Source organism: Actinomadura macrotermitis, assembly GCF_009604375.1.
GTDB classification, from domain to species: domain Bacteria; phylum Actinomycetota; class Actinomycetes; order Streptosporangiales; family Streptosporangiaceae; genus Spirillospora; species Spirillospora macrotermitis.
This window is the reverse complement of the sequence record NZ_WEGH01000003.1, coordinates 1,104,021-1,125,111: the sequence shown is the minus strand read 5'-3', so window position 1 is coordinate 1,125,111 and position 21,091 is coordinate 1,104,021. Positions and strand designations below refer to the sequence as shown.

At 73.6% G+C, this 21,091-nt stretch carries 15 protein-coding genes; 4 read left to right on the top strand and 11 right to left on the bottom strand.

Going from position 1 to position 21,091, the window contains the following annotated elements:
• Nucleotides 1–22: 22 nt before the first annotated feature.
• From ACRB68_RS42145 to ACRB68_RS26435, 9 genes are all read right to left on the bottom strand, one after another.
• The gene (locus ACRB68_RS42145) at nucleotides 23–1,039 is read right to left on the bottom strand and encodes a hypothetical protein (RefSeq protein ID WP_153536866.1); all 1,017 of its coding nucleotides are present in this window, start codon (nucleotides 1,037–1,039) and stop codon (nucleotides 23–25) included.
• A 28-nt stretch (nucleotides 1,040–1,067) separates the two neighbouring features.
• The gene (locus tag ACRB68_RS26470) at nucleotides 1,068–2,381 is read right to left on the bottom strand and encodes a hypothetical protein (RefSeq protein ID WP_153536864.1); all 1,314 of its coding nucleotides are present in this window, start codon (nucleotides 2,379–2,381) and stop codon (nucleotides 1,068–1,070) included.
• Between the two features lie 227 nt (nucleotides 2,382–2,608).
• Complete coding sequence (locus ACRB68_RS26465) at nucleotides 2,609–3,364, bottom strand: SDR family NAD(P)-dependent oxidoreductase (RefSeq protein WP_153536862.1); 756 nt, start codon at nucleotides 3,362–3,364, stop codon at nucleotides 2,609–2,611.
• Nucleotides 3,361–4,062: an acetoacetate decarboxylase family protein gene (locus ACRB68_RS26460; protein ID WP_328594812.1), complete on the bottom strand. Its 702-nt coding sequence runs from the start codon at nucleotides 4,060–4,062 to the stop codon at nucleotides 3,361–3,363. Before ACRB68_RS26460 ends, ACRB68_RS26465 begins: the two co-directional genes overlap by 4 nt.
• 31 nt (nucleotides 4,063–4,093) lie before the next feature.
• A complete protein-coding gene (locus ACRB68_RS26455; protein WP_153536860.1) occupies nucleotides 4,094–4,597 on the bottom strand; it encodes an SRPBCC family protein in 504 nt (167 codons plus the stop codon).
• 12 nt (nucleotides 4,598–4,609) lie between these two features.
• Nucleotides 4,610–5,212, bottom strand: a complete 603-nt coding sequence (locus ACRB68_RS26450) for an HD domain-containing protein (protein WP_153536858.1) — start codon at nucleotides 5,210–5,212, stop codon at nucleotides 4,610–4,612.
• A gap of 14 nt (nucleotides 5,213–5,226) precedes the next feature.
• A complete protein-coding gene (locus ACRB68_RS26445) occupies nucleotides 5,227–6,339 on the bottom strand; it encodes a glycosyltransferase (protein WP_153537880.1) in 1,113 nt (370 codons plus the stop codon).
• A 128-nt stretch (nucleotides 6,340–6,467) separates the two neighbouring features.
• Nucleotides 6,468–7,730 carry a nucleotide sugar dehydrogenase gene (locus ACRB68_RS26440; RefSeq protein ID WP_328594811.1) on the bottom strand — a complete coding sequence of 421 codons (1,263 nt, stop codon included), beginning with the start codon at nucleotides 7,728–7,730 and terminating at the stop codon, nucleotides 6,468–6,470.
• 33 nt (nucleotides 7,731–7,763) lie between these two features.
• A complete protein-coding gene (locus ACRB68_RS26435) occupies nucleotides 7,764–9,200 on the bottom strand; it encodes a glycosyltransferase family 4 protein (protein ID WP_328594810.1) in 1,437 nt (478 codons plus the stop codon).
• A 42-nt stretch (nucleotides 9,201–9,242) separates the two neighbouring features.
• Between ACRB68_RS26435 and wecB the strand changes: the two genes are divergently transcribed.
• The 3 genes from wecB to ACRB68_RS26420 all read left to right on the top strand — a co-directional run bounded on the left by wecB (nucleotide 9,243) and on the right by ACRB68_RS26420 (nucleotide 13,241).
• Nucleotides 9,243–10,352, top strand: a complete 1,110-nt coding sequence (gene wecB / locus ACRB68_RS26430; RefSeq protein ID WP_235959886.1) for a non-hydrolyzing UDP-N-acetylglucosamine 2-epimerase — start codon at nucleotides 9,243–9,245, stop codon at nucleotides 10,350–10,352.
• Entirely contained in the window at nucleotides 10,345–11,028 is a 684-nt protein-coding gene (locus ACRB68_RS26425; RefSeq protein WP_153536854.1) for a hypothetical protein, read from the top strand. The genes wecB and ACRB68_RS26425 overlap by 8 nt, the downstream gene beginning before the upstream one ends.
• Nucleotides 11,029–11,126: 98 nt before the next feature.
• The gene (locus ACRB68_RS26420) at nucleotides 11,127–13,241 is read left to right on the top strand and encodes a glycosyltransferase (RefSeq protein ID WP_235960226.1); all 2,115 of its coding nucleotides are present in this window, start codon (nucleotides 11,127–11,129) and stop codon (nucleotides 13,239–13,241) included.
• Between the two features lie 67 nt (nucleotides 13,242–13,308).
• Here the strand turns inward: ACRB68_RS26420 and ACRB68_RS26415 are convergent, their stop codons facing one another.
• On the bottom strand, nucleotides 13,309–16,824 hold the full coding sequence (locus ACRB68_RS26415) for a bifunctional glycosyltransferase/CDP-glycerol:glycerophosphate glycerophosphotransferase (RefSeq protein WP_153536852.1): 3,516 nt from the start codon (nucleotides 16,822–16,824) through the stop codon (nucleotides 13,309–13,311).
• A gap of 457 nt (nucleotides 16,825–17,281) precedes the next feature.
• Here ACRB68_RS26415 and ACRB68_RS26410 point away from each other — a divergent pair, with 457 nt between their 5' ends.
• Nucleotides 17,282–18,856, top strand: a complete 1,575-nt coding sequence (locus ACRB68_RS26410) for a hypothetical protein (protein WP_153536851.1) — start codon at nucleotides 17,282–17,284, stop codon at nucleotides 18,854–18,856.
• Here ACRB68_RS26410 and ACRB68_RS26405 read toward each other — a convergent pair.
• A complete protein-coding gene (locus ACRB68_RS26405; RefSeq protein ID WP_194293449.1) occupies nucleotides 18,831–20,618 on the bottom strand; it encodes an alpha/beta hydrolase in 1,788 nt (595 codons plus the stop codon). The genes ACRB68_RS26410 and ACRB68_RS26405 overlap by 26 nt on opposite strands.
• Nucleotides 20,619–21,091 lie beyond the last annotated feature (473 nt).

The following is a 21,091-nucleotide window of genomic DNA, read 5'->3' as shown; positions in this document are numbered from 1 at the left end:
CGGCCGGGGCTCCGGGTGCCGGTCAGGCGGTCTTGGCGACCTTGGTGACCTTGGCGGGCTTGGGCTCGGGCTTCGCCGGGGCCTTGTGGCCGGTGGCGGGCTTGACGGCGGGCTTGACGGCGGGCTTGGACGCGGGCTTGGCGGGCGCCTTCGGCTTGGCCTGCGCGTGGGGCGCGGGGTCGGGGGCCGGGGGCGTGGGCTTGTCGCCGCCCTTGTCCGGGACGGGGGCGGGGGCCGGCGGTTCGGCCGGCGGCGCGGGCGGGTGCTCGTGGGCCGGGGGCGGCGGCAGCTCCGGGTCCGGCTTGGGGTCCGGCTTCGGGGCGGGCGCGGGCTCGCCCGGCGCGGGCTCGCCCGGCTTCGGCTCGGTCGGCTCGGCCGGCTTGGTCGGCGCGGGCTCGGCCGGTGCGGGCTCGGCCGGCGTCGCGGGCGGCTCGGCGGGCTTGGGGTCGGCCGGCTTCTCCGGCTCGGCGGGCCGGGCCGGCTCGCTCGGCTTGGCGGGTTCGGGCGGCGTGGTGGGTTCGCTCGGCTTGGGGTCCTTACCCGTCTTGGGCGGCTTGGGGTGCTTGTCGGGCTTGCCGGAGGGTTCGGCCGGCTTGGTCGGCGCGGGCTCGCTCGGCGCCGTCGGCACCGTGGGCGTGGCCGGCTCGGACGGCACCGTCGGCGCGGGCGCGGCCGGCTTCGGCTCCACCGGCTTCGGCTCGGCCGGCGGGACCGGCGGGACCGGGCTCGGGGTGCTCGGCAGCGTCGGGTCGACGGTCGGGTCGGTCCCGGCCGCCGGCGGGGCGGTGGCGCCCGGCCCGGCGGGCCCCTGGTCGGGCGCCGGCAGCGGGCCGGGCACCGGGGACAGGCCGTAGGGCGTGGGGAAGGCGGGCGGGAGCGGGTCGATCAGCGGGTCGACGACACCGAACTGGGCGGGGGCGGCGGCGGTGTGCGGCGCGGCCACCACGGCGTCGGCGAAGGCGGGCAGCCCGAGGCCCGCCAGGCCGGCGCTGAGCGCGGCGATCGCCAGGCCTCGCCTGGTCGAGCTGAGTGCAGACACGAGGGATCAGGTTCCTTTCTCGTTCGGTTCAGCGGGGCGGGAGGGCGAACAGGGCGACGCCGTCGGCCGTGCGGTCGGCGACGATGACGCGTTCGGCGGCGATGCCCCAGGGCAGCGCGGTGCCCTGGGGGAGGTCGGCGGGGGCGGCCGGGGCGGCGGCGGGGACGGCGACCAGGCGCTTGCCGATCCGCCCGTACAGGGTCGGGCCGGCGGCGGTCAGCGGGCTGAACCCGGGCCGGGCGACGGCGGCGGGGCGGCCGAGGTCGAACAGCACCGGCCCGAGGGCGGCGGCGGCCCCGTCGGCGCCGCGCGCCCAGACCGGGGCCCGAAGCTGCGCGGCGGGCGCCGCCGCGGCAGCCCTGACCTGCCCGGACACCGCGTCGTGCAGGGCCGCGACGGCGTCGCCGCCCTTGCGGGCCGACCACACCAGCGCCACGGTGCCGTGCCCGGCGGCCGCGACCCGGGTGACGGCGCGCGCCCCGGCCGGCGCCTTGGGGACGATCTTGACGGGGGCGGCGCCGGGCGCGACCCGCCACCACAGCCCCTTGCCGGTCGCGGCGAGCACGCCGGTGCCGTCGACGGCCATGGCGACGGCCTGGCCCGGCAGGGTGACCCGCACGATCCGGCCGCCGCTGACCAGGGCCGCCTCGCGGCCCGGCAGCGTCAGCAGCGGGCCGTCCCCGGCCCAGCTCAGCCGGGCCTTGTCCGGCAGGTCCAGGGTCAGCGGGTCGGCGCCGGTGCCGTTGACCGGCCAGAGCAGCAGGCGCTGCCCGGCCTGCACGGCGATGACGGGCCGCCCGTCGGCGTGGGTGGCGACCGGCTCGCCGGCGGCGTCGGGCGGCAGCGCGGCGGCGGTGGTCCAGATGACGGCGCCGGTCGCGCCGTGGCGCAGCTGCAGCCGCCGGTCGTTGGTGACGAGCGCGACCATGCCGCCGTCGGCGATGGCCGGGCGGGTGCCGGGGCGGATCGCGGCCTGCCAGGCGGCGCGGTCGGACCAGCCGGGCGGGACCTGGCGGTTGAACCGGGCGGTGGCCGACGGGGACGGCGCGGCCGTGGGGGCGGGCCGCCCGCCGTCGTCGTCCCGCAGCAGGCTGAACCCGCCCGCGACCAGCACGCTGACCGCGAGCGCGGAGCCGGCGCCGAGCAGCATCACCCGCCGTTCGAAGCGGCGCCGCGTCCCGGGGACCTTGGCGGCCGGGCGGGCCGGGCGGGCCGGCGGCGGGGCCGGTCTCAGCCAGGGCTCGTCCTGCTCGGGCGGCGCCTGGTAGACGGGGCCGGTGAAGGGCCGGGGGGCCTCGCCGGGGGCGGGCCCGGCGTTCGCACCTGGGTCGGGAACGGACACGGGGGGTCCCTTCCGGTCGCGGGTCGGATCAGGTCAGGACTGGCCGGCGCCGCGATCCGGCGCGGCCTGCTGCACTGCGGTCACATCACCACGAATCACCTCACGAGCATCTCAGAAATCGATCATGTGATGACAGCCTTCCGGTGACTTGCGGAAGAAAAAACGGCCCGCGCCCTGACCTGAACAGGCCAGGGCGCGGGCGCTCCGGGCGGGCCGGCCCGCGCGGGTCAGTCCGCGGGGGCGGTGTAGCGGTCCTGGATCCAGCGGAACGTGCGCGGGAGGTGACGCGAGGCGACCGAGGCGAAGCGGGCCGTCGGGCCGGGGAACACGAACAGCTCGTCGCGGGCCAGGGACCGGTCGACCGCGTCCAGCACGACGCCGGCGTGCATGCCGCGGGCGTTGCCGGTCGCGGCGGGGTGCTCGGCGGCCTGGCGGCGGTAGGCGGGGGTGTCGACCTGGGCCGGGCAGACGCAGCGGATCGCCACGCCGCGGCCGCCGTACTCCACCGCCAGCGACCCGGCGTAGGCGTTGATGCCGCCCTTGGCCGCGGCGTAGGCCGAGGTCATCCGGCCGGGCGCGATCGCCGCCAGCGAGGAGAACAGGATCAGCTCGCCGCGCCCGGCCGCCAGCATCGCGGGCAGGGTGGCGCGGACGACGTGCAGGGTGCCGAGCAGGTTGGTGCGCAGCACCCGCTCGACCTCCTCCAGCGGCTGGTCCATGGCGGGCGCGAGCGGGCTGATCGCGGCGGCGTGCACCACCCGCTGCGCCGGCCCGGCCTCGGCGGCGATCTTGTCGACGGCGGCGGCGTCGGTGACGTCGCAGACGCGCACGTGCACGTTGGGGGAGCGGCGGGCGGTGCGGGCGAGGCCGGCCTCGTCCACGTCGATCGCGACGACGTCCCACGCGGCGGCGGCGAGGCGCTGGGCGGCCAGCGCGCCGATCCCGCTGCCCGCGCCGGTGACCAGGGCGGTGCGGCGGGTCATGCGCGCACCTCCTCGGCGCCGCCGAAGGTCATCGACAGCCGGCCGACGCTGCTGCTCGTCAGCGCGCGGGCGCGGTCCAGGCCGAGGCCGCGCAGCTCCTCGGCCACCGGGTGGTCGCCGAGCAGGACGGTCGCGCCGCCGGGCCGCGTCCGGACGGCGCCGGGCCGCAGGCTCCACGGGATGCGCCGGGTGACGCCGTCCAGGCAGGAGTAGGCGTCCACGGCCGGCTCGCCGCCCCGGGCCGGGATCGGCGGCCCGGGGCGGACGGCCACCTCGATCGCGGTCCGGCCGCCGATCCGCACGGCGCACCGCTTGATCCGGCTCGACAGGTCCATCGGGATGTCGGCGAGCTCCTTGGGGAAGCCCCAGATCGACCGGCCCGCCTCCAGGGTGAACTCCTGGTTGACCGGCAGCCAGTGGATGAACGCGCCGACGCCGCGTTCCCGGTCGGGGTGCCGGACCAGGAACGCCACGGCGAACTCGTGGTAGGCGCCGAGGTCGCCGTCGGCGTAGCGGACGAAGGCCAGGGAGCAGACCGCCCGCCCGCGCCACGCGGCGGCCTCCAGGCCGGAGTAGGCGATGACGGCCTGCGCGGCGCGCGCGGGCACGGCGAACATGGCCGAGGCGACGGAGGCGTCGCGCACCGCGAGCGGTAACGCGACCTTTTCCCCCTGGATCGTGTGGAGTTCGGTCGTCACCCGGTTATTAGAACAGGTACCTATTTTGTTGTCATCCGCGTGTTCCGTCACGCGGCGACTCCAGGGACGCCTTGATCCGCGCCAGGGTCGCGCGCATCCCGGCCCGGTTGACCCGCGCCCGCTCCGCGGCCGGCACGCCGGTGAAGACCTTGCCGAGCAGCGAGACCAGCCCCGCGCCCCGGTGGTCGCGGCGCAGGTCCTCCCAGTACTCGGCGAGCCGGGAGGTGCCCTCGCCCGTCCCCTCGATCCGGTAGCCCCACAGCGCGACCGGCATCCCGAAGCTGGACACCCGGAACGCGAACGCCTGCCCGGGGACGGCCGCCGTCACCTCACAGTTGGTGAACCACACCCGCCACCCGAGCCGGTTGAACCCGACGAACCGGGTCCCCTCCACCACCTCGCGGCCGCGCACCCACACCGCGAACAGCTCGGGGCTCCACTGGCGCATCCGGCGCGGATCGCGCAGCGCCCGGTAGATCTCCTCAGGCGCGGCGCCGACCGCCACGCTCTCCTCCACGACCCATTCGCGTTCCATGGCGGCATCTTGTCAGCGCAGATGCGCGAACCGCTCGGCCCAGTCGGCGTACCACGCGGCGTACCAGGGCTCGGCGGCGGCGAGCGGCATGATGTAGGTGACGGTCTCGGCGTAGTAGCGGCCCTGGAAGTCGCGCGGCATCGCGTCCAGCGTCTGCACGTTGCTGACCCGGTCGGCGAGCTTCACCAGGATCGCGTCGGGCGGGGCGTCGCGGAGCCGCCGCAGGTAGGCGGCCTTGGCGGCGCGCTTGGCCTGCCGCCCCTGCCCGGCGGCGGGCGGCTTGGTCACCCAGTCGACCAGCTCGGCGACCCGCTCCCCGAACCCCGCCTCGACCTCGGCGACGGTCGCGGCGGTGTCCTCCACCACGTCGTGCAGCAGGGTCGCGGCGAGGACGGCCGGGTCGGTGACGCCGGCCCCGCGCGCCTGCACCTCCAGGGCCTCCAGCAGGTGCTCGGTGTAGGGCGCGCCGGTGGGCCGCTCCTGGTCGCCGTGCCAGCGCCGGGCGGCCGCCGCGGCGGCGTCCAGGAAGGCGAGCGCGGCCTGGTCCAGGCGGCCGTCCGCCGCCAGGCCGGCGCGGGCCTGCTCCCAGGTCCGCCAGTCGGTGAACAGCTGCATGGAGACAGTCTGCTCTAGACCGGTTCGCGCAGCCCCGCCGGGGAGCGGCCGCCCCAGGTCTCCAGCTGCGCGACGAACCGCTCGGCGTGCACCGGCCAGTGGTAGCGGGCGCGGGCGGCCTCGTAGCCGCGCTTGCCCGCGCCGGTGCGCAGCTCGGCGTCGGCGCGCAGCTTGCGCACCGCGTCGGCCGCCGCCGCCGGGTCGCCGAACGGCACCACGATGCCGCAGCCGGCCGGCTCGACGATGCCGACCGCCGGCGGGTTCGGCGTGGTGACGACCGGGATGCCGTGCGCCATGTACTCCACCACCTTGGTGGGCATGGAGTGCCGGTAGTTCGGCTCGTCGTGCAGCAGCGCGAGGCCCGCCATCGCGCCCTCGGCGATGCGCAGCGCCCGGTCGTTCGGCACGAACCCGTACCAGCGCAGGACGCCCTCGCGCTGGGCGTCGCGCAGCGCGGGCCGCACGTCGGCGTCGGCCGACCCGATCAGCTCGATCTGCACGCCCTCGGGCGCCAGCAGCCGGGCCATCTCGATCATGTCCAGTGCGCCGCGGGCGACCGACAGGTGCCCGACGTAGACGGCGCGCCGGTCGTCGGGCGGGCCGGGCGGCAGGTCGGCGACGTAGGTGGTGTTCGGCACCACCGGGTGCTCGCCGCCGAACCGGTCCCGGTAGCCCTCCTCGGCGAGCAGCAGCCGGTGCCGCCGCTCGGAGCGCTTCTCCAGGTGCCGGACGGCCGGGCGCAGCAGCGGCCGGACCGGGCCGGGCACCCAGCCCTTGGCGGAGAGCGCCGCCGCGGTGTCCTCGTGCACGTCCCACACCACCGTGCGGCGGCTGACCTGCTTGGGCAGGCCGACCAGCAGCTCGGGGTCGTGCAGCAGGACCAGGTCGGCGTAGGCGGAGTGCTCGACCAGCGCCCGGTGCGCGGCGCGCAGCGCCCGCAGCCGGTGCCGGCCGGTCGCGCGCGGCACGTCCACCGGGCTGATCTCACGCCACGGCGTCACGTTGCAGGCGCGGAACGGCGCGATGTAGGTGACCTCGTGGCCCGCGTCGAGCAGCGCCCGGATCTGGCGGTGCAGGATCCGGGCGTCCTCGGGATGGTGCACGACGGTGCAAACGCAGACCCGCATTCCACTCACTCCGGAAGGGTGCCGATAGTCCTTCTTGCCCGTGACGGGAGAATTCCAGGTGCCCGGCGGGTTAACGACGGGCGTACGCATGGCGTCGCCGATCGTGGAATCGCTTACCAAAGGGCCGGTCACAGTAGTTCAACGGTTTCTTGCTGAATTCCCCGGGTTCGTCCCCTGGTGTCGAAGAGGAGCCGGGAATGGCCGGCCAGCAGCGCCGCGTCGTACTCGGCGTGGTCGGCCAGCACCACCACCAGATCGGCCTCCTCCAGCGCCGCGGGCAGGTCGGTGCCGGCAAAGCGGACCTCGGTGTCGCGCACCCGCCACTCGGTGACGTAGGGGTCGTGGAAGCTGAGGTCGGCGCCGAGCCGGGCCAGCCGCCGCGCGACCGGGCGGGCCGGCGACTCGCGCTCGTCGGCGATGTCTGCCTTGTAGGTGACGCCGAGCAGCAGCACCTTGGCGCCCTTCAGCGCCCGCCCCTCGCGGTTGAGGAGCTGCTGGGCGCGGTCGGCGACGTATCGGGGCATCCGGTCGTTGATCTCCTGGGCCAGTTCCACGAACCGGAACGGGTAGCCCAGCGAACGCACCTTGTACGACAGGTAGTTGGGGTCGATGGGGATGCAGTGCCCGCCCACCCCCGGCCCCGGCCGGAAGGCCTGGAAGCCGAAGGGCTTGGTGGCGGCGCAGTCGATGGCGTCCCACAGGTCGATGCCGAGTTCGTGGCAGAAGACCGCCATCTCGTTGACCAGGGCGATGTTGACGTGCCGGTAGGTGTTCTCCAGCAGCTTGGCCATCTCGGCCTCGCGGGTGCCCTTGGCCTGCACGACCCGCTCGACGAACTTGCCGTAGAACGCCGCCGCCGCCGACGCGCAGGCCGGCGTCAGGCCGCCCACGATCTTGGGGGTGTTGTGCACCCCGTAGACCGGGTTGCCCGGGTCGATGCGCTCGGGCGAGAACGCCAGGTGGAAGTCCTCGCCGGCGGTGAGCCCGGAGGTCTCCAGGATCGGCCGCAGCACCTCGTCGGTCGTGCCGGGGTAGGTCGTCGACTCCAGCACGACCAGCGTCCCCGGGCTGAGGTGCCGGGCGATCGCCCCGGCGGCGCCCTTCACCGCGGCCAGGTCCGGGCCGCCGTCCTCCGACAGCGGCGTCGGCACGCAGATCACCACGGTGCGCGCGCCGTCCAGCACGCTCTCGTCGGTGCTCGGTGTGAAGCCCGATCCCAGCATCGCCGCGACCTCGGCGTCCGCCACGTCGTCGATGTGCGACCGGCCCGCGGCGAGGCCCTCCACGACGGCGGCGTCCAGGTCCAGGCCGCCGGCCTTCAGGCCGGCGGCGCTGGCCTCACGCGCCAGCGGCAGCCCGACATAGCCGAGCCCGATGACCACCAGATCCACCCGGTGGCTCCCTTCGCGAGTTCACGTTGATGATCATTGCTTCGAATACGCCTGCCGGTACCGGGTGGCGACGGCCCGCCAGGTGCGTTCCGCGCCGACCCACTCCCGTGCGGCCTGTCCGATTTTTCGTCTTAGTTCGGGACTGTAAATCAGCCGGGACAGGGAATCCGCCCAGGCATCCGGGTCTTCGGGAAGAGTTAACGTGCCTGTCACGCCCGGTTCCACGATTTCCCGAAGAGCCTTGACATCACTTGCTATTACAGGGATTCCCCCTGCCATCGCCTCCAGAGGTTTTAGGGGCGTCACCAATTGGCAAACCCGGTCCGCCCTCCTGGGGACCGCGAAGACATCGAGGACCGCGTGGAAGCTGCGAACCGACGCCATCGGCACCCGGCCGGTGAACACGGCGTGCACGCCGTGCCCGGCGGCGCGGCGCTCCAGCGCGCCGCGCTCGGGGCCGTCGCCGACGAGCAGCAGCGTCACCGGCTCGCCCCGGTCGCGCAGCAGCGCGGCGGCGTCGATGAGGGTGTCGATGCCCTCGTACCCGTAGAAGGACGAGGTCAGTCCGACGACGACGGCGTCCGGCGCGATGCCGAGCCCGGCGCGCAGCGCCGCCCCGTCCGGCAGCGGCTCCAGGAACTCCTCGTCCACCCCGTTCGGCACCGTGAAGATCTTGGCGGGGTCCACGCCGCGGCCGGCGATCTCGGCGCGCATCGCCTCGCCGAGGGTGACGACGGCGTCGGCCTCCAGCATCCGGCGCGTCTCCAGCGCCCGGGTCAGCCGGTAGAACTCGTCGGTCTCGGTATGGGCGGGGTCACGCGAGAGCCAGGAGTCCTCCAGGAAGCCGCGCACCTCGTAGACGACCGGCAGCCCGTGCCGCCGCCCGACCTCCAGCGCGACCGCCGCGTTCAGGTGGTTGCTGACGGCGTGCAGCACCTGCGGGCGGACCTGCGCGACGACGCGTTCGGCCAGGTCGGCGCCCTTGATCACGTCCCGCACCGGATTGGCGGCGGGCAGCCAGGGAAGCAACCGGTGGTAGGGGACGCCGTCGACGTCCACCCGCGCCCGCGCGTCGCCGAATCCCTGGCCGAGCGGGTGGCCGAGCCGCGACACCACGTGGGTGTCGAAGCCGAGCCGCCGCTGGGCCAGCGCGATCCGGTGGGTGCGCACGGTGTACCCGGCGTTGGTGACCGGCAGCGCGTTGGTGACGAACTGCAGCACCGTGCGCCGCTCGGTCCCGGCCGGGCGGACGGCGCGCGGCGCGGCCGGTTCGCGCAGCAGCAGCCGCAGGTCGGCGGCCTCGCGGCGCGGGTCGCGGGGCCGGGGCAGCGCCAGGCGCGAGCGGCGCAGGGCGGGGACGGGCAGCACCCGGGCGGCCAGCCGGGGCGCCCGCGCGGGGTCGTCGCGGAGCTGGCGGCCGGCGGATCCCAGCAGGTAGACCGCCGTTTTCGGTGTGGGTTTGGTCGGCACGGCGGGCGAGCGTAGGCGACCCCGATGAACAGAAGGGAAATCATGACGGCTTCACGCGTGCTCGTGCACGTCCTCGGGGCGCGCCCCAACTTCGTCAAGGCGGCGCCGGTGATCCGCGCGCTCGCCGGGCGGGGCGTCGAGCAGGTGGTGGTCCACACCGGCCAGCACTACGACCGGGCCATGTCCGAGGTGTTCTTCGACGAGCTCGGGCTGCCCGAGCCCGACGTCAACCTGGGCGTCGGGTCCGGCTCGCACGCCGCGCAGACGGCCGCGCTGCTGACCGGGCTGGAGGACGAGTTCATCCGGCGTTCACCGGCCCTGGTCATCGTGTACGGCGACGTGAACTCCACCATCTCGGCCGCGCTCGTCGCCGCCAAGCTGCACATCCCGGTCGCCCACGTGGAGGCCGGGCTGCGCAGCTTCGACATGACGATGCCCGAGGAGGTCAACCGGCGCCTCACCGACCAGCTGTCGGACCTGTGCCTGGTGACCAGCCCCGAGGCCGTCGGCCACCTGGCCCGCGAGGGCGTGGACGTGGACCGGGTGCACCTCGTCGGCAACCCGATGATCGACACGCTGCTGGCCAACCTCGACAAGTTCGACACCGAGCGGGTGCGGGCCGAGCACCGGCTGCCGGAGCGGTACGTCCTGGCGACCATGCACCGCCCGGCCAACGTCGACGACCCCGACACCGCCGCCGCGCTCGTCGGGCACCTGCACGGCGTCGCCGACCTCGCCGACGTCGTCATCCCGGTGCACCCGCGCGGCCGCGCCACCCTGCTGGCCGCCGGGCTGGACGACCACCCGCGCGTGCACGTCCTGGAGCCGCTCGGCTACATCGACTTCATCGCGGCCGTGCGCGGCGCGGCGGCGGTCGTCACCGACTCGGGCGGCCTCCAGGAGGAGACGACGATCCTCGGCGTCCCCTGCCTGACCGTCCGCCCGAACACCGAGCGGCCCATCACCATCACCCACGGCACGAACCGGCTCGTCACCTTCGAGGAGCTGGTCCCCGCCGCACGCAAGGCGCTTGCCGTTGACGCGGGGGGTACAGGGGGGTCGTCCCCCATGAATGACTCGACCCCGCCGCTGTGGGACGGCCAGGCCGGCCCCCGTATCGCCGATGTGATCATGGAGTCCCTCGTTGGCTGACCCGATCGACGCCGCCGCCCTCGCCAAGGCCCACCAGCAGACCGCGCGGCTGCGCGCGGCGCTGCGCGACCGCGAGGAGCGGCTGAAGGAGACCGAGCAGCGGCTCGCCGCGCTGGAGGCGTCCACCACCTGGCGGGTCGGGCGGCTGATGGCGGGCACCGCCCGCAACCCCAAGCGCGGCGCCCGGCTGCCCCGCGAGCTGATGCAGCTGTGGAAGGACCGGCACAGCCCGACCGCGGCGCCCGCCAAGAGCGACCGCAAGCCGGTGCACATCGAGCAGACCGACCGGCCCGAGGACCGGCTGCTGGTCGCCGGCCCGTGCGAGACCGCGGTCGTCGCCGGGATCTTCGGGCACGGCACCGCCGACCTGATCGCCTCGCACGCCAAGGTCATGCCGCTCTACCCGCACGACGCCAAGATCGTGCTCGGCACCGCCGACGTGGACGCGCTGCTGGTCGACGCCACCGCCGGCGCGCCCGGCGGCCCCTGGGCCTACCTCGGCCAGCCCGGCATGTACGACCGCGACCGGGCCCTGCACGACCTGCGGCGCCTGGCCCGGTCCCGGGACCTGCCCGTCGTGCTGTGGGGCGCCGCGCCGCCGCCGACGCTGGCGATCCTGGAGTGGGACGCCGTCGTCACCACCCCGGCCCAGCTCACCGAACTGCTCGTCCCGTGAAAGGAAAAATCGTGGGACCCCTTTTGCGGAAGCGCGCCCTCGTCTACGGCGACGTCGATCTGAACCTGATCGACGGCTCGGCGATCTGGGCCCAGGGCATGGTGCAGACCCTCGCCCGCGCCGGGTGCGAGGTCACCCTGGTCCTGAAGGCCCCGGTGCGCACCGGGCGGCTCGTCGACCCGCTGCGCGCCCTGCCGAACGTCACCGTGCGCAGCCCGCACGCCGACGGCCGGCTGCCCGCGCAGATCCCGATGCCGGTCCGCTGGGCCGCGACCGTGCTCGCCGAGGTCGACGCCGAGGACCCGTTCGACCTGATCGTGGTGCGCGGCCGCCGCCTCGCCGGCAAACTCGCCGCCGGGCCGCTCGCCGGGCGCCTGTGGACGTACCTGACCGACGTCCCGCAGCAGGCCGGCGACTTCGACGGCGACGCCTTCGGCGAGCTGCGCCGCATCGCCGACGCCTCGCGGCTGCTGCTCTGCCAGACCGAGGAGCTGCGCTGCTTCCTGGAGAGCGCGGTCCCGGCGACGGCGGGCAAGAGCGTGCTGTTCCCGCCCGTCGTGGTGCTGCCCGAGGGCCTGGAGCCGCGCGCCGCCGGAGCGCCCGAGGGGCGCGCGCTGAAGCTCGTCTACACCGGCAAGTTCGCGCCGCGCTGGAACACCTACGAGATGACCCGGCTGCCCCGGCTGCTGTCGGTGGACGCCGAGGTGCACATGGTCGGCGACAAGGTCCACGACGATCCCGGCGACCCCGGCTACGCGCCGCGCATGCAGGCCGCGCTGGAGACCGCGCCCGGCGTGGTCTGGCACGGCGGCCACCCGCGCGCCGAGGCGATGCGGCTGACCGCCGCCTGCGACATCGGCCTGTCGTGGCGGCACCCCGAGCTGGACGCCAGCCTGGAGCTGTCCACCAAGCTGCTGGAGTGCGGGCTGCTCGGCGTGCCGGTGGTGCTGAACCGCACCCCCATGCACGAGCGGCTGTTCGGCGTGGACTACCCGCTGTTCGTGGCGACCGAGGACGACGTCGTCACCGCCCTGGACAAGATCGGCCTGAACCCCGACCTGTACGAGCTGGCCGCCGAGCGCTGCCGCGCCGCCGCCGAGGACTACACCCTGGAGGCCGCCGCGCGCCGGGTGAAGGGCTACCTCGCCGAGGTGTTCCCCGAGCCCGACCCGGCCGTCCTCGCCGCCGCCGGAGGCCGCAAGCTGCGCGTCGGCGTCGCCGGGCACGACCTGAAGTTCTTCACCCGCCTGCTGGACTACCTCAGGTCGCGGCCCGACATGGAGGTCCGCGTCGACCACTGGGCGGCGCTGAAGGCGCACGACCCCGAGCGCGGCCAGGAGCTGCTCGACTGGGCCGACGTCATCATCTGCGAGTGGTGCGGCCCGAACGCCCTGTGGTACGCCGAGCGCAAGCGGCCGGGGCAGCGCCTGGTCGTCCGGCTGCACCGGTTCGAGCTGTACGCCGACTGGCCGCGCAAGCTGGACATCGACAGCGTCGACCAGGTCATCTGCGTCAGCCCGCACTACGCCGACCTCACCCTGGCCAAGACCGGCTGGCCCAAGGAGAAGGTCACCGTCATCCCCAACTGGGTCGACGACCGGCAGCTGGACCGGCCGAAGCTCGCCGGCGCCGAGCACCACCTGGGGTTCATCGGCATCGCGCCGTCGCGCAAGCGCCTGGACCTCGCCCTGGACGTGGTGGAGGAACTGCGCCGCGACGACCCGCGCTTCACCCTCTTCGTCAAGTCCAAGCTCCCCTGGGAGTACTGGTGGATCTGGCAGAAGCCCGAGGAGCGCGCGCACTACGAGAAGGTGTTCCACCGCATCCGCCGCTCGCCGCTGTTGTCGGGCGGCGTGGTCTTCGACGACTACGGCCGCGACGTGGCCGCGTGGCTGCGGCGCATCGGGTTCGTCCTGTCGACCAGCGACGACGAGAGCTTCCACCTCGCGCCCGCCGAGGGCATGGCCTCGGGTGCGGTGCCCGCGCTGCTGAACTGGCCCGGCGCCGACACCATCTACGACACGCGGTGGATCCACACCGGCACGTCGGCGATGGCGGCCTCGATCGCCGACACCGTCCGGCTGGACCGCTGGGAGGCCGACCGGACGCTCGCCCGTGAGCAGGTGCGGCGCGACTACGGCCTGGCGGAGGTCTGCCGCCAGTGGACCGACCTGCTCGCCGTCCGCGCCCCGGTCGCGGCGCCCGGGATCTGAGGCGGGGAACCGGCACCGCCGGCGGACCGAAGCGGTCCGCCGGCGGTGCCGGTTCCCCTCTGTCCGCTCAGCTCGAGCCGAAGACGCGCTCGACGGCGCGTGCGGCGGCCTGGCCGTCGTCGTACGGGCAGTACTTGGCGACGAAGGCCCGGTAGGCGTCGGCGTACTCGGCGGTGAGCTCGTCCATCCGCTTGATGGCCGCGAAGACCTCGGCGGAGGTGCTCACCAGCGGACCCGGGGCCTCGGACTCGAAGTCCATGTAGAAGCCGCGGACGTGGTCGCGGTAGGTCTCCAGGTCGTAGGTGAAGAAGATCTGCGGCTTGCCGGTGCCGGCGAAGTCGAACATCGCCGAGGAGTAGTCGGTCACCAGCGCGTCGGCGACCAGGTAGAGGTCGGCGATGTCGGGGTAGTGCGAGACGTCGATGACCGAGCCGTCCGACCGGGCCCAGGTCCGGTCGGTGATCAGGTAGTGCGCGCGGACCAGGACCACGTGGTCGTCGCCGAGCGCGGCGTGCGCCTCGGCCAGGTCCAGCTCCAGCGAGAAGGCGCGCTTGCCGGGCGCCAGGTGCTGGTCGTCGCGCCAGGTCGGCGCGTACAGCACGATCCGCTTGCCCGCCGGGATGCCGAGGATCTCGCGCACCCGCGCCGCGCGGCTCGCGCGGTCGGGGGCGCGCAGGATGTCGTTGCGCGGGTAGCCCGCCTCCAGGATCTCGCCCTCGTAGCGGAAGGCCCGGCGCATGATCGGCGTGGTGAAGGGGTTCGGCGACACCAGGATGTCCCAGGCCGGCACCTCGCGGTCCATCCAGTCCAGCGACTCGGTCCGCCGGTAGGCCATGTCGCGCAGGTCGAAGGCGAGCTTCTTCAGCGGGGTGCCGTGCCAGGTCTGCAGGTAGAACTGGTCGTCGCGCTTGACGAACCACGGCGGCACGCCGAAGTTGGCGACGATGTAGCGGGCCCGGGCGAGGGCCTCGTAGTGCTCCCGGGTGTCGTACAGCACGACGCGCGCGTCGCCGGGCACCTCGAAGCGCCCGTCCTTGGAGGCCCAGACGCACTCCAGGTCGGGGCGCGTGCGCCGGATCTCCTCGTAGATCGCGCGCGGGCTGCAGGAGTACTGGGCCCCGGCGTAGGAGTCGAAGACCACCATCTCGCGCAGCGGCAGGCGCCGCATCGCCGGGTAGTCGTTCTCCTGGATGCGCCGCTGCGCGAAGGCGCCGCGGTCCTCGTCGGGCTGGTCCGCCCGGATGCGCATCAGCAGGGCGTCGACCTGGTAGGCGTCCACGGTCACCCGGTGCACGCCGGCGACGTGCGGCTCGGGCAGCGTGGCGAGGGCGGAGCGCTCGACGGCCACCAGCGTCTCCTCGCCGGCGGCCGTGCGGGCCAGCATCTCCCAGACGCCGCTGCCGAGGGCGCGCGTGGTGCCGAACACCGAGATGGCGCCCGGCCGGAACTCGGCGGTGAACCGGTCGCCGTCCCAGACCAGCGGGAAGTCGTAGGTCTCGCTGGAGCGGCGCCGGCGCAGCATGAGCCGCTCGGGCCGGTCCACCGGGGAACAGTGGTCGCCGCTCAGCACCAGCCGGTCGCCGTCGGCCCAGCGCACGTCGGTGACCACGGGCCGCCGGGTGCGCTCGACGCCGCGCAGGTTCCCGTACCGGGTGCGGGTGACGGCGAACTCCTGGCCCGGGGTGGGGTAGCGGCCCTCGGGGAAGCCGCCCGGCGTGGCCGGCTTGATGAGCTTGTCCCCGACGGCCAGCCGGATGTCCCAGTCGACGCTGTCGCGGATCTGGGACAGCCCGCCGGCCGCGGCCGGCCCCTCGGGGCCCGAGACCAGCTCGTCCAGCGGTAGCCGGGCGGTGAAGCCATAGGTTCCGTCGACCGCCGGGACGATCTCCACCGGTCCCTGCACGGAGGTGTCGTCGCCGGCGTGCACCCGCGAGGCCTGCACCCGCACGCCGGCTCCGGGGTCGCTGGTCAGCACGCCTTCCAGGAGCAGTTCCCCGTCGACCTGGCGGTGCCCGGTCACGACGGCCTCGTCCCGCCGGACCTGCACCAGGAAGCCGTCGGGGGCGGCGACCGGCTGCACCCGGGTGTGCGCGGCCACCTGCCGGTCCGGGGCCCACTTCACCCGGGCCTGCGCGGGGCTGTCGACGGCCTGGCTGCGCTTCAGCCCGGGCACCGAGGCCTCGATGTGCAGCTGCCAGGTGATCTGCCGCCACTTGCCGGTGTGCTTCAGCTGCTCGGGGTCGATCTCCACGGCGAAGCCCGACCCGTCGTAGCTGACCGCCCGCTGCCAGGAGTCGGCGGTGACGTCGGGACGCCGCACCCGCTGGACGTCCAGGGCGATGCGCTTGCCGCGCTTGGGCGCCTCCAGCCACATCCGGATGTCCAGGTCCTGCGGGCCGGCGACCTGCAGCCGCTCGAAGTTGGCGTGCCCCTCAAGGCGCAGCCGGCCCCCCTGCCAGCTCACCTCGTCGACCTGGGCCCACAGCTTGAGGTCGTCGGTGACCTCGTAGATGTCGAGCGGCACGTTCTTGGCGGGGTCCTCGAAGAAGGGGTACTCGGCGTACCAGCGCTTGCGCAGCCGCCCGCGCCGCACGATGCGCACGTCCTTGGCCTGCCGCTTCTCGAACTCCACGGCCTCCTCCAGCTCGGGCAGCAGGTGCCGGCCGAGCAGGTGGAAGGTGAGCCGGCGGTTCACCGGCAGGTGCCGCAGCGCCTCGAGGTCGGACCGCTGCAGGCACGCCACGCCGAGGTCGTAGATCTGCTGCTGGGCGTCGCCCTCGGCGGCCAGCAGGCTCTCGGTGAGGATGCCGAGGTCGACGTCGAGGGCGTATCCGTCGAACTTGGTCTTCAGGTCCGGCGCGTGCTCCTTCAGGAAGACCTGCACCATCTCGACCGACTTCATGCGGTCGGTGATGTTCGCCAGCTCGTCGCGCCGCCTGGTGATCGAGCCCTCACGGCGGCGCCAGTAGTAGACCGTGCTGGACAGCACGTCCACCGACTCGGCCAGCACATGGGCGGCGATCATGACGGGCGGGTCTTCGTAGAGCATGTGCGGGTAGGTCAGCTTGTGCCGGTCCCAGAAGGAGCGCCGGAAGACCTTGTTCCAGACCGTCCGGTCCTGGAGCAGGGCGGGGTGCTTGCGGATGTGCGTGCGCAGCCGGGTGGTGGCGCAGGCCTCCTCGTGCAGCCAGCAGGGCCAGCTCTTGGCCGAGTCGAACCGCCGCACGTTCCCCGAGACGATGTCGGAGCCGGTCTCCTCCAGGGAGCCGACCATCAGCTCGTAGGCGTAAGGGGCCAGTACGTCGTCGCCGTCGGCGAAGGCCAGGTACTCCCCGGCGGCCCGCTTGATGCCGGCGTTGCGGGCCGGGCCGGGGCCCTGGCTCTCCTCCAGCTGCACCAGCACGAAGCGCGGGTCGCGGGCCGCGTACTCCTTGGCGATGATCGTGCCGCCGTCGGTGGAGCCGTCGTCGACCATGACCACTTCGAGGTCGTGCAGGGTCTGCCGGCCCAGCGACTCCAGGCAATCTCCGAGGTACTGCTCCAGATTGTGGAACGGAACGACGACACTGATCTTTGGTGACATGGCCCCACTCAGTCAACGCATAGGGAGGTGTGCGGAAAGGTGCTCGGGTCGGACGGTCGGAAGCGGCGGTCAGGAGCCGTGCCGGGTCCCCGCCGGTCACCGCGGTGACCGCCGGCGTCGCCGCCGGGCTCGGCTGGTGAGGGAGGTGCGCGGCCGCCGGTCCTGGCTCCGCCGGCACGTCTGGGAGGTACGGACGATCACCGGGGGTGATTCGGTGGCAGTGTCCTACGTCACCGAACCCCCATCAATCCCGATTTACCCAAATCTTCACCAGGGTCAGGGTATATGAACTTTCGCTGCCTTTGAGATAAACGCCTCCGACCAGGGAGAGCGGCACTAAGCGGGGACCGGCCGGGAAGTCCGGTGGCGGGGCGGGGCGCCGGACCTGCGGCCCGGTCGCCGGCCTGGTTCCGAGGCCGGACCGGGAAGATGACCTTCCCGGCACTATGCTGCAGCCATGCGAGCTGTGTCACGGGGAGCGCGGTATCTCGTAACGACAGATCGCGGTGACGGGGCCGGCCGGCGCCTGGCCCGTCGGACGGGCGGACTGCTGCTCGGGCACGGGCTGTTCGCCCTGCTCCTGCTGGGGGCCTGCGGGCTCCGCTGGACCGCCATCCGCGGTTTCCCGTCGATGCTGCTGTTCGGCGACTCGCCCACCTACCTGCGGACGGCACTGGACGACACGCCGTCGCAGCTGCGCCCCGGCGGCTACTCGATCTTCCTGCGGCTGCTCCGGCCGTTCCACGACTTCACCGTCGTGCTGACCGTCCAGCACGCGCTCGGCCTGCTGGCCGGCACCGTGGTGTACGCCCTGGTGTGGCGCGGCGTCCGGGCGGCCTGGCCGGGCCGGATCTGGGTTCCGGGGCTCGTGGCCGCGCCGGCGGCCGTCCCGGTGCTCTACGACGCCTACGTCGTCCAGCTCGAGCACATGCTGCTCTCGGACTCGCTGTTCACCTGCATGCTGGTCCTCGGCGTCGCGGTGATCATGTGGCGGCGGCGCATGCCCTGGTGGGCCGGCGCGCTGACCGGGCTGATCTTCTCCTGCGCGGCGCTGGTCCGCTCGGTGGGACTGCCGATGCTCGCCGTCGCGCTGGTCTGCATGGCCGCCAGGCGGGCCGGGTGGCGGCCGGTGGCGGCCGCGGTGGGCGCCGCGGTCTTCCCGATCGCGGCCTACATGACGTGGTTCCACTCGGCCTACGGCACCTACGCGCTGACCAGCACCGACAAGATCTGGCTCTACGGCCGGACCGTCGACTTCGCCAAGTGCACGGTCATCAAGCCGCGCCCGGAGGTCGCCATCTTGTGCCGTGACGGCCTGCCTCGCGACCCGGCCGTCGCCCCCGCCTTCCAGGCGCTGTGGGGCGAGGATTCGGGGTTCGCGAAGCTGCCCGCCCGCCTGTACGACCCGCAGGCCAACGAACTGGCGGGCGAGTTCGCGACGGCGGCGATCACCAAGCAGCCCGGTGACTACGTCAAGGTGATCTGGCGCGACACCTTCCGCGCTTTCGAACCGGGCCGCGCCCCCTATCCGACGCCGGACACCGCCGCGGAGTACGAGTTCCCCGTCGGCGCCTCCATCCGGGACCGTGAGGCCGTACTCGGCCGCATGTACGGCGGTTCCAGCGCCGCCGCCCGCGTGGTCGAGCCCTACGGGCAGACCATGCGCGACTACCAGGACTGGGCCTACCTGCCGGGCCCCGCCCTCGGCGCCTTCATGGCGATCGGGCTGGCCGGCGTGCTGCTGCGGGCCCGGCGCTTCGGCGGGGACGTGCTGCTGCCCTGGTCCACCGCGCTGGCCCTGCTGGTCGTCCCGGCCGCGACGGCGGACTTCGACTACCGATACGTGCTGCCCGCCATCCCCTTCGCCATGCTCGCCGCGGGGCTCACCTTCGCCTTCCGGCCGTCCCGCCGCGCGACCACGCCGGCGCCCGAAGCGGCGAAGGTGTCGCTCCTGAAAGCCGAGCCGTCCCCGGCGGAGGGCGCGCCCGCGTCTGCCGGCGGGGCGATCAATCGTGGTCCTGAATCCACTTGAGGAGGTCGTCGCGGACGGTCCCGGAGGCCAGCACGTCCATGCCGTGGGCGCTGCCGGTGATCGTGCGGGCGGTGCAGGAGACCTTGACGGCGGCGAGCCTCTGGCACAGCTTGACCGAGTGCTGCGGGGGGACGAAGTCGCCTGCCGAGTGGACGAGGTACATCGGGGTGTCGCCGGCACTGGCGTGGTTGAAGCTGACGGCGTCGACCCAGCGGTTCCAGCAGGCGGTGTCGGCCTTCTCCGGGGTGCACCGGGTCAGCAGGACGGCGGTGTCGCGGAGCTTGTGGCGGTTGTTCTTGGCGCCGGCGGCTTCACCGTCGTAGTAGGCCTTGTAGGGGCTGGCGACGGGCGAGACCGCGGCGACGGCCTTCACGGTGCCGGTGCCCGTGCCGTAGGTGCCGACATTGGTGACCAGGTGCCCGCCGGCGGAGGAGCCGAGCAGGACGACGCGCTTGGGGTCGACGGCATAGGTGGCGGCGCGGACCTTGATCCAGTTGACGGCGGCGATGACGTCGGTGCGCTGCGCGGGCCAGGCCGCCTGGGTGTTGAGCCGGTAGCCGGCCGCGAAGACGGCGTAGCCGTGGTCGCTGAACCAGCGGGCCTGCCCGGCCCAGGAGGACTTGTCACCCTCGTACCAGTAGCCGCCGTGGATCATCAGGATCGCCGGGCGCCGGGCGGCGCTCGGATGGTAGTACGCATCGATCTTCTGGCGCGCGTCGGTGCCGTAGGCCAAGCCGGTCTGCTCGATACGGGACGCGGTGGTGCGGGCAGAGATCCTGGGGGCGGCCGCGGTCCCGTCGTCGGTGGTGCGTCTGGAGGGCACCAGCGCGGGCGGCCTTTTCCCCGTGGTGTCGCCCGGCCGCGGGGTGGTGGCCGATACCGCTGCGCGGGATGCGGTGCGGGCTCGGATCCAGGCGAGGACCTGGTCGCGCTCGCCCGTGGTGAGCAACGGGCCGCCGCTGGCCGAGCCCGTGACGGTCCTGACGGTGACGTCACCGTCGCCTGCAGCGGTGAGGGCCGTGCGCAGCTGCTCGCTGTGGAGGGCCGGGAACATGTCGCCGGCCGAGTGGACCAGCAGCATGGGGGCATCGTCGGCGGAGGCTCCGGTGGCGGCGGCCATGTCCTGGTAGCGGGCGGCGCACACCGGCTCGGAGTAGGTGGGCGAGCAGTTGGCCAGCAGCACCGTCTGGTCACGGGCCTTGCGCTGGGACGTGGTGGACGCCGAGGTCTGCGCCGAGTCGTACGCCAGCCGCGGTGAGGCGATGGGGGAAAGGCCCACCACCCCCCGCACCCGTGCGCCGCCGCTGCCGGAGGTCCCCAGGTGGGCGGCCAGCTGCCCGCCCGACTGCGAGCCGATGACCGCGATCCGGCCGGGGTCGAGCCTGAACGACGAGGCGTGGCTTTTGATCCATGCCACGGCCGCCATGGCGTCATCGCGAGGTGCGGGCCACGGGGCATCGGTGTTGAACCGGTAGTCGACGGAGAACACCGCGAACCCCTGGCCGGCGAACCACTCGGCGTTGGCCTTCCAGTCGATCTTCTTGCCCGTCTGCCAGTAGCCGCCGTGCAGGATCACGATGCCCGGCTGGGAGCTGCCCGGTTTCGGGTCGTTCCAGTAGGCGTCCAGCGCCTGCCGCTTGTGCGATCCGTAGGCATAGGACTTGGTGTGCCCCACCGCCGCGTGCGAGACGACGATGGGAGTGAGAACACCGATGCTCGCAAGACCGGCCGCCACAGCGGCGATCCTTGCTCGCTTGCGCACGAGGCTTTTCATAACGATTGTTTCCTGTGGATAGTCAACGGGTTCTTGCTGGTGAGCGGCTTGGCCGACCGACGGCTCGACGGGTGATCAGGGAAGCGGGAATGGTGTAGCGGCGTGCACCGGCCGTCTCTGGAGGGGGCGGCGTACTGCTGCCCGGGAGCCTTGGGCGAGGCGGGCTGTGACGGCTCTCTTGCCGAGGGGCCACCGGCTTCGTGTCCGCGGTGTGCCCGGGGCCGCGAGAGCACACATGCGAGTACTTGTGAAATGAGGCATTGACCTGGCGCGACGCGTTCTTTCCACTGGTGAGCGACCCCTGAGAAAGTTCGCTCTAGGTGACGGGGGAACCGACTTGTCGACTTGTCGATCTTCCCTTGCGGGACGCCTCGATTGACTTGGACGTTTACCCGGCTTTTCTGTGATGTGGATCACTGTTTGGCGGCCCTGGCGTTTCCGACTTCGATGGGCGCGCGGAT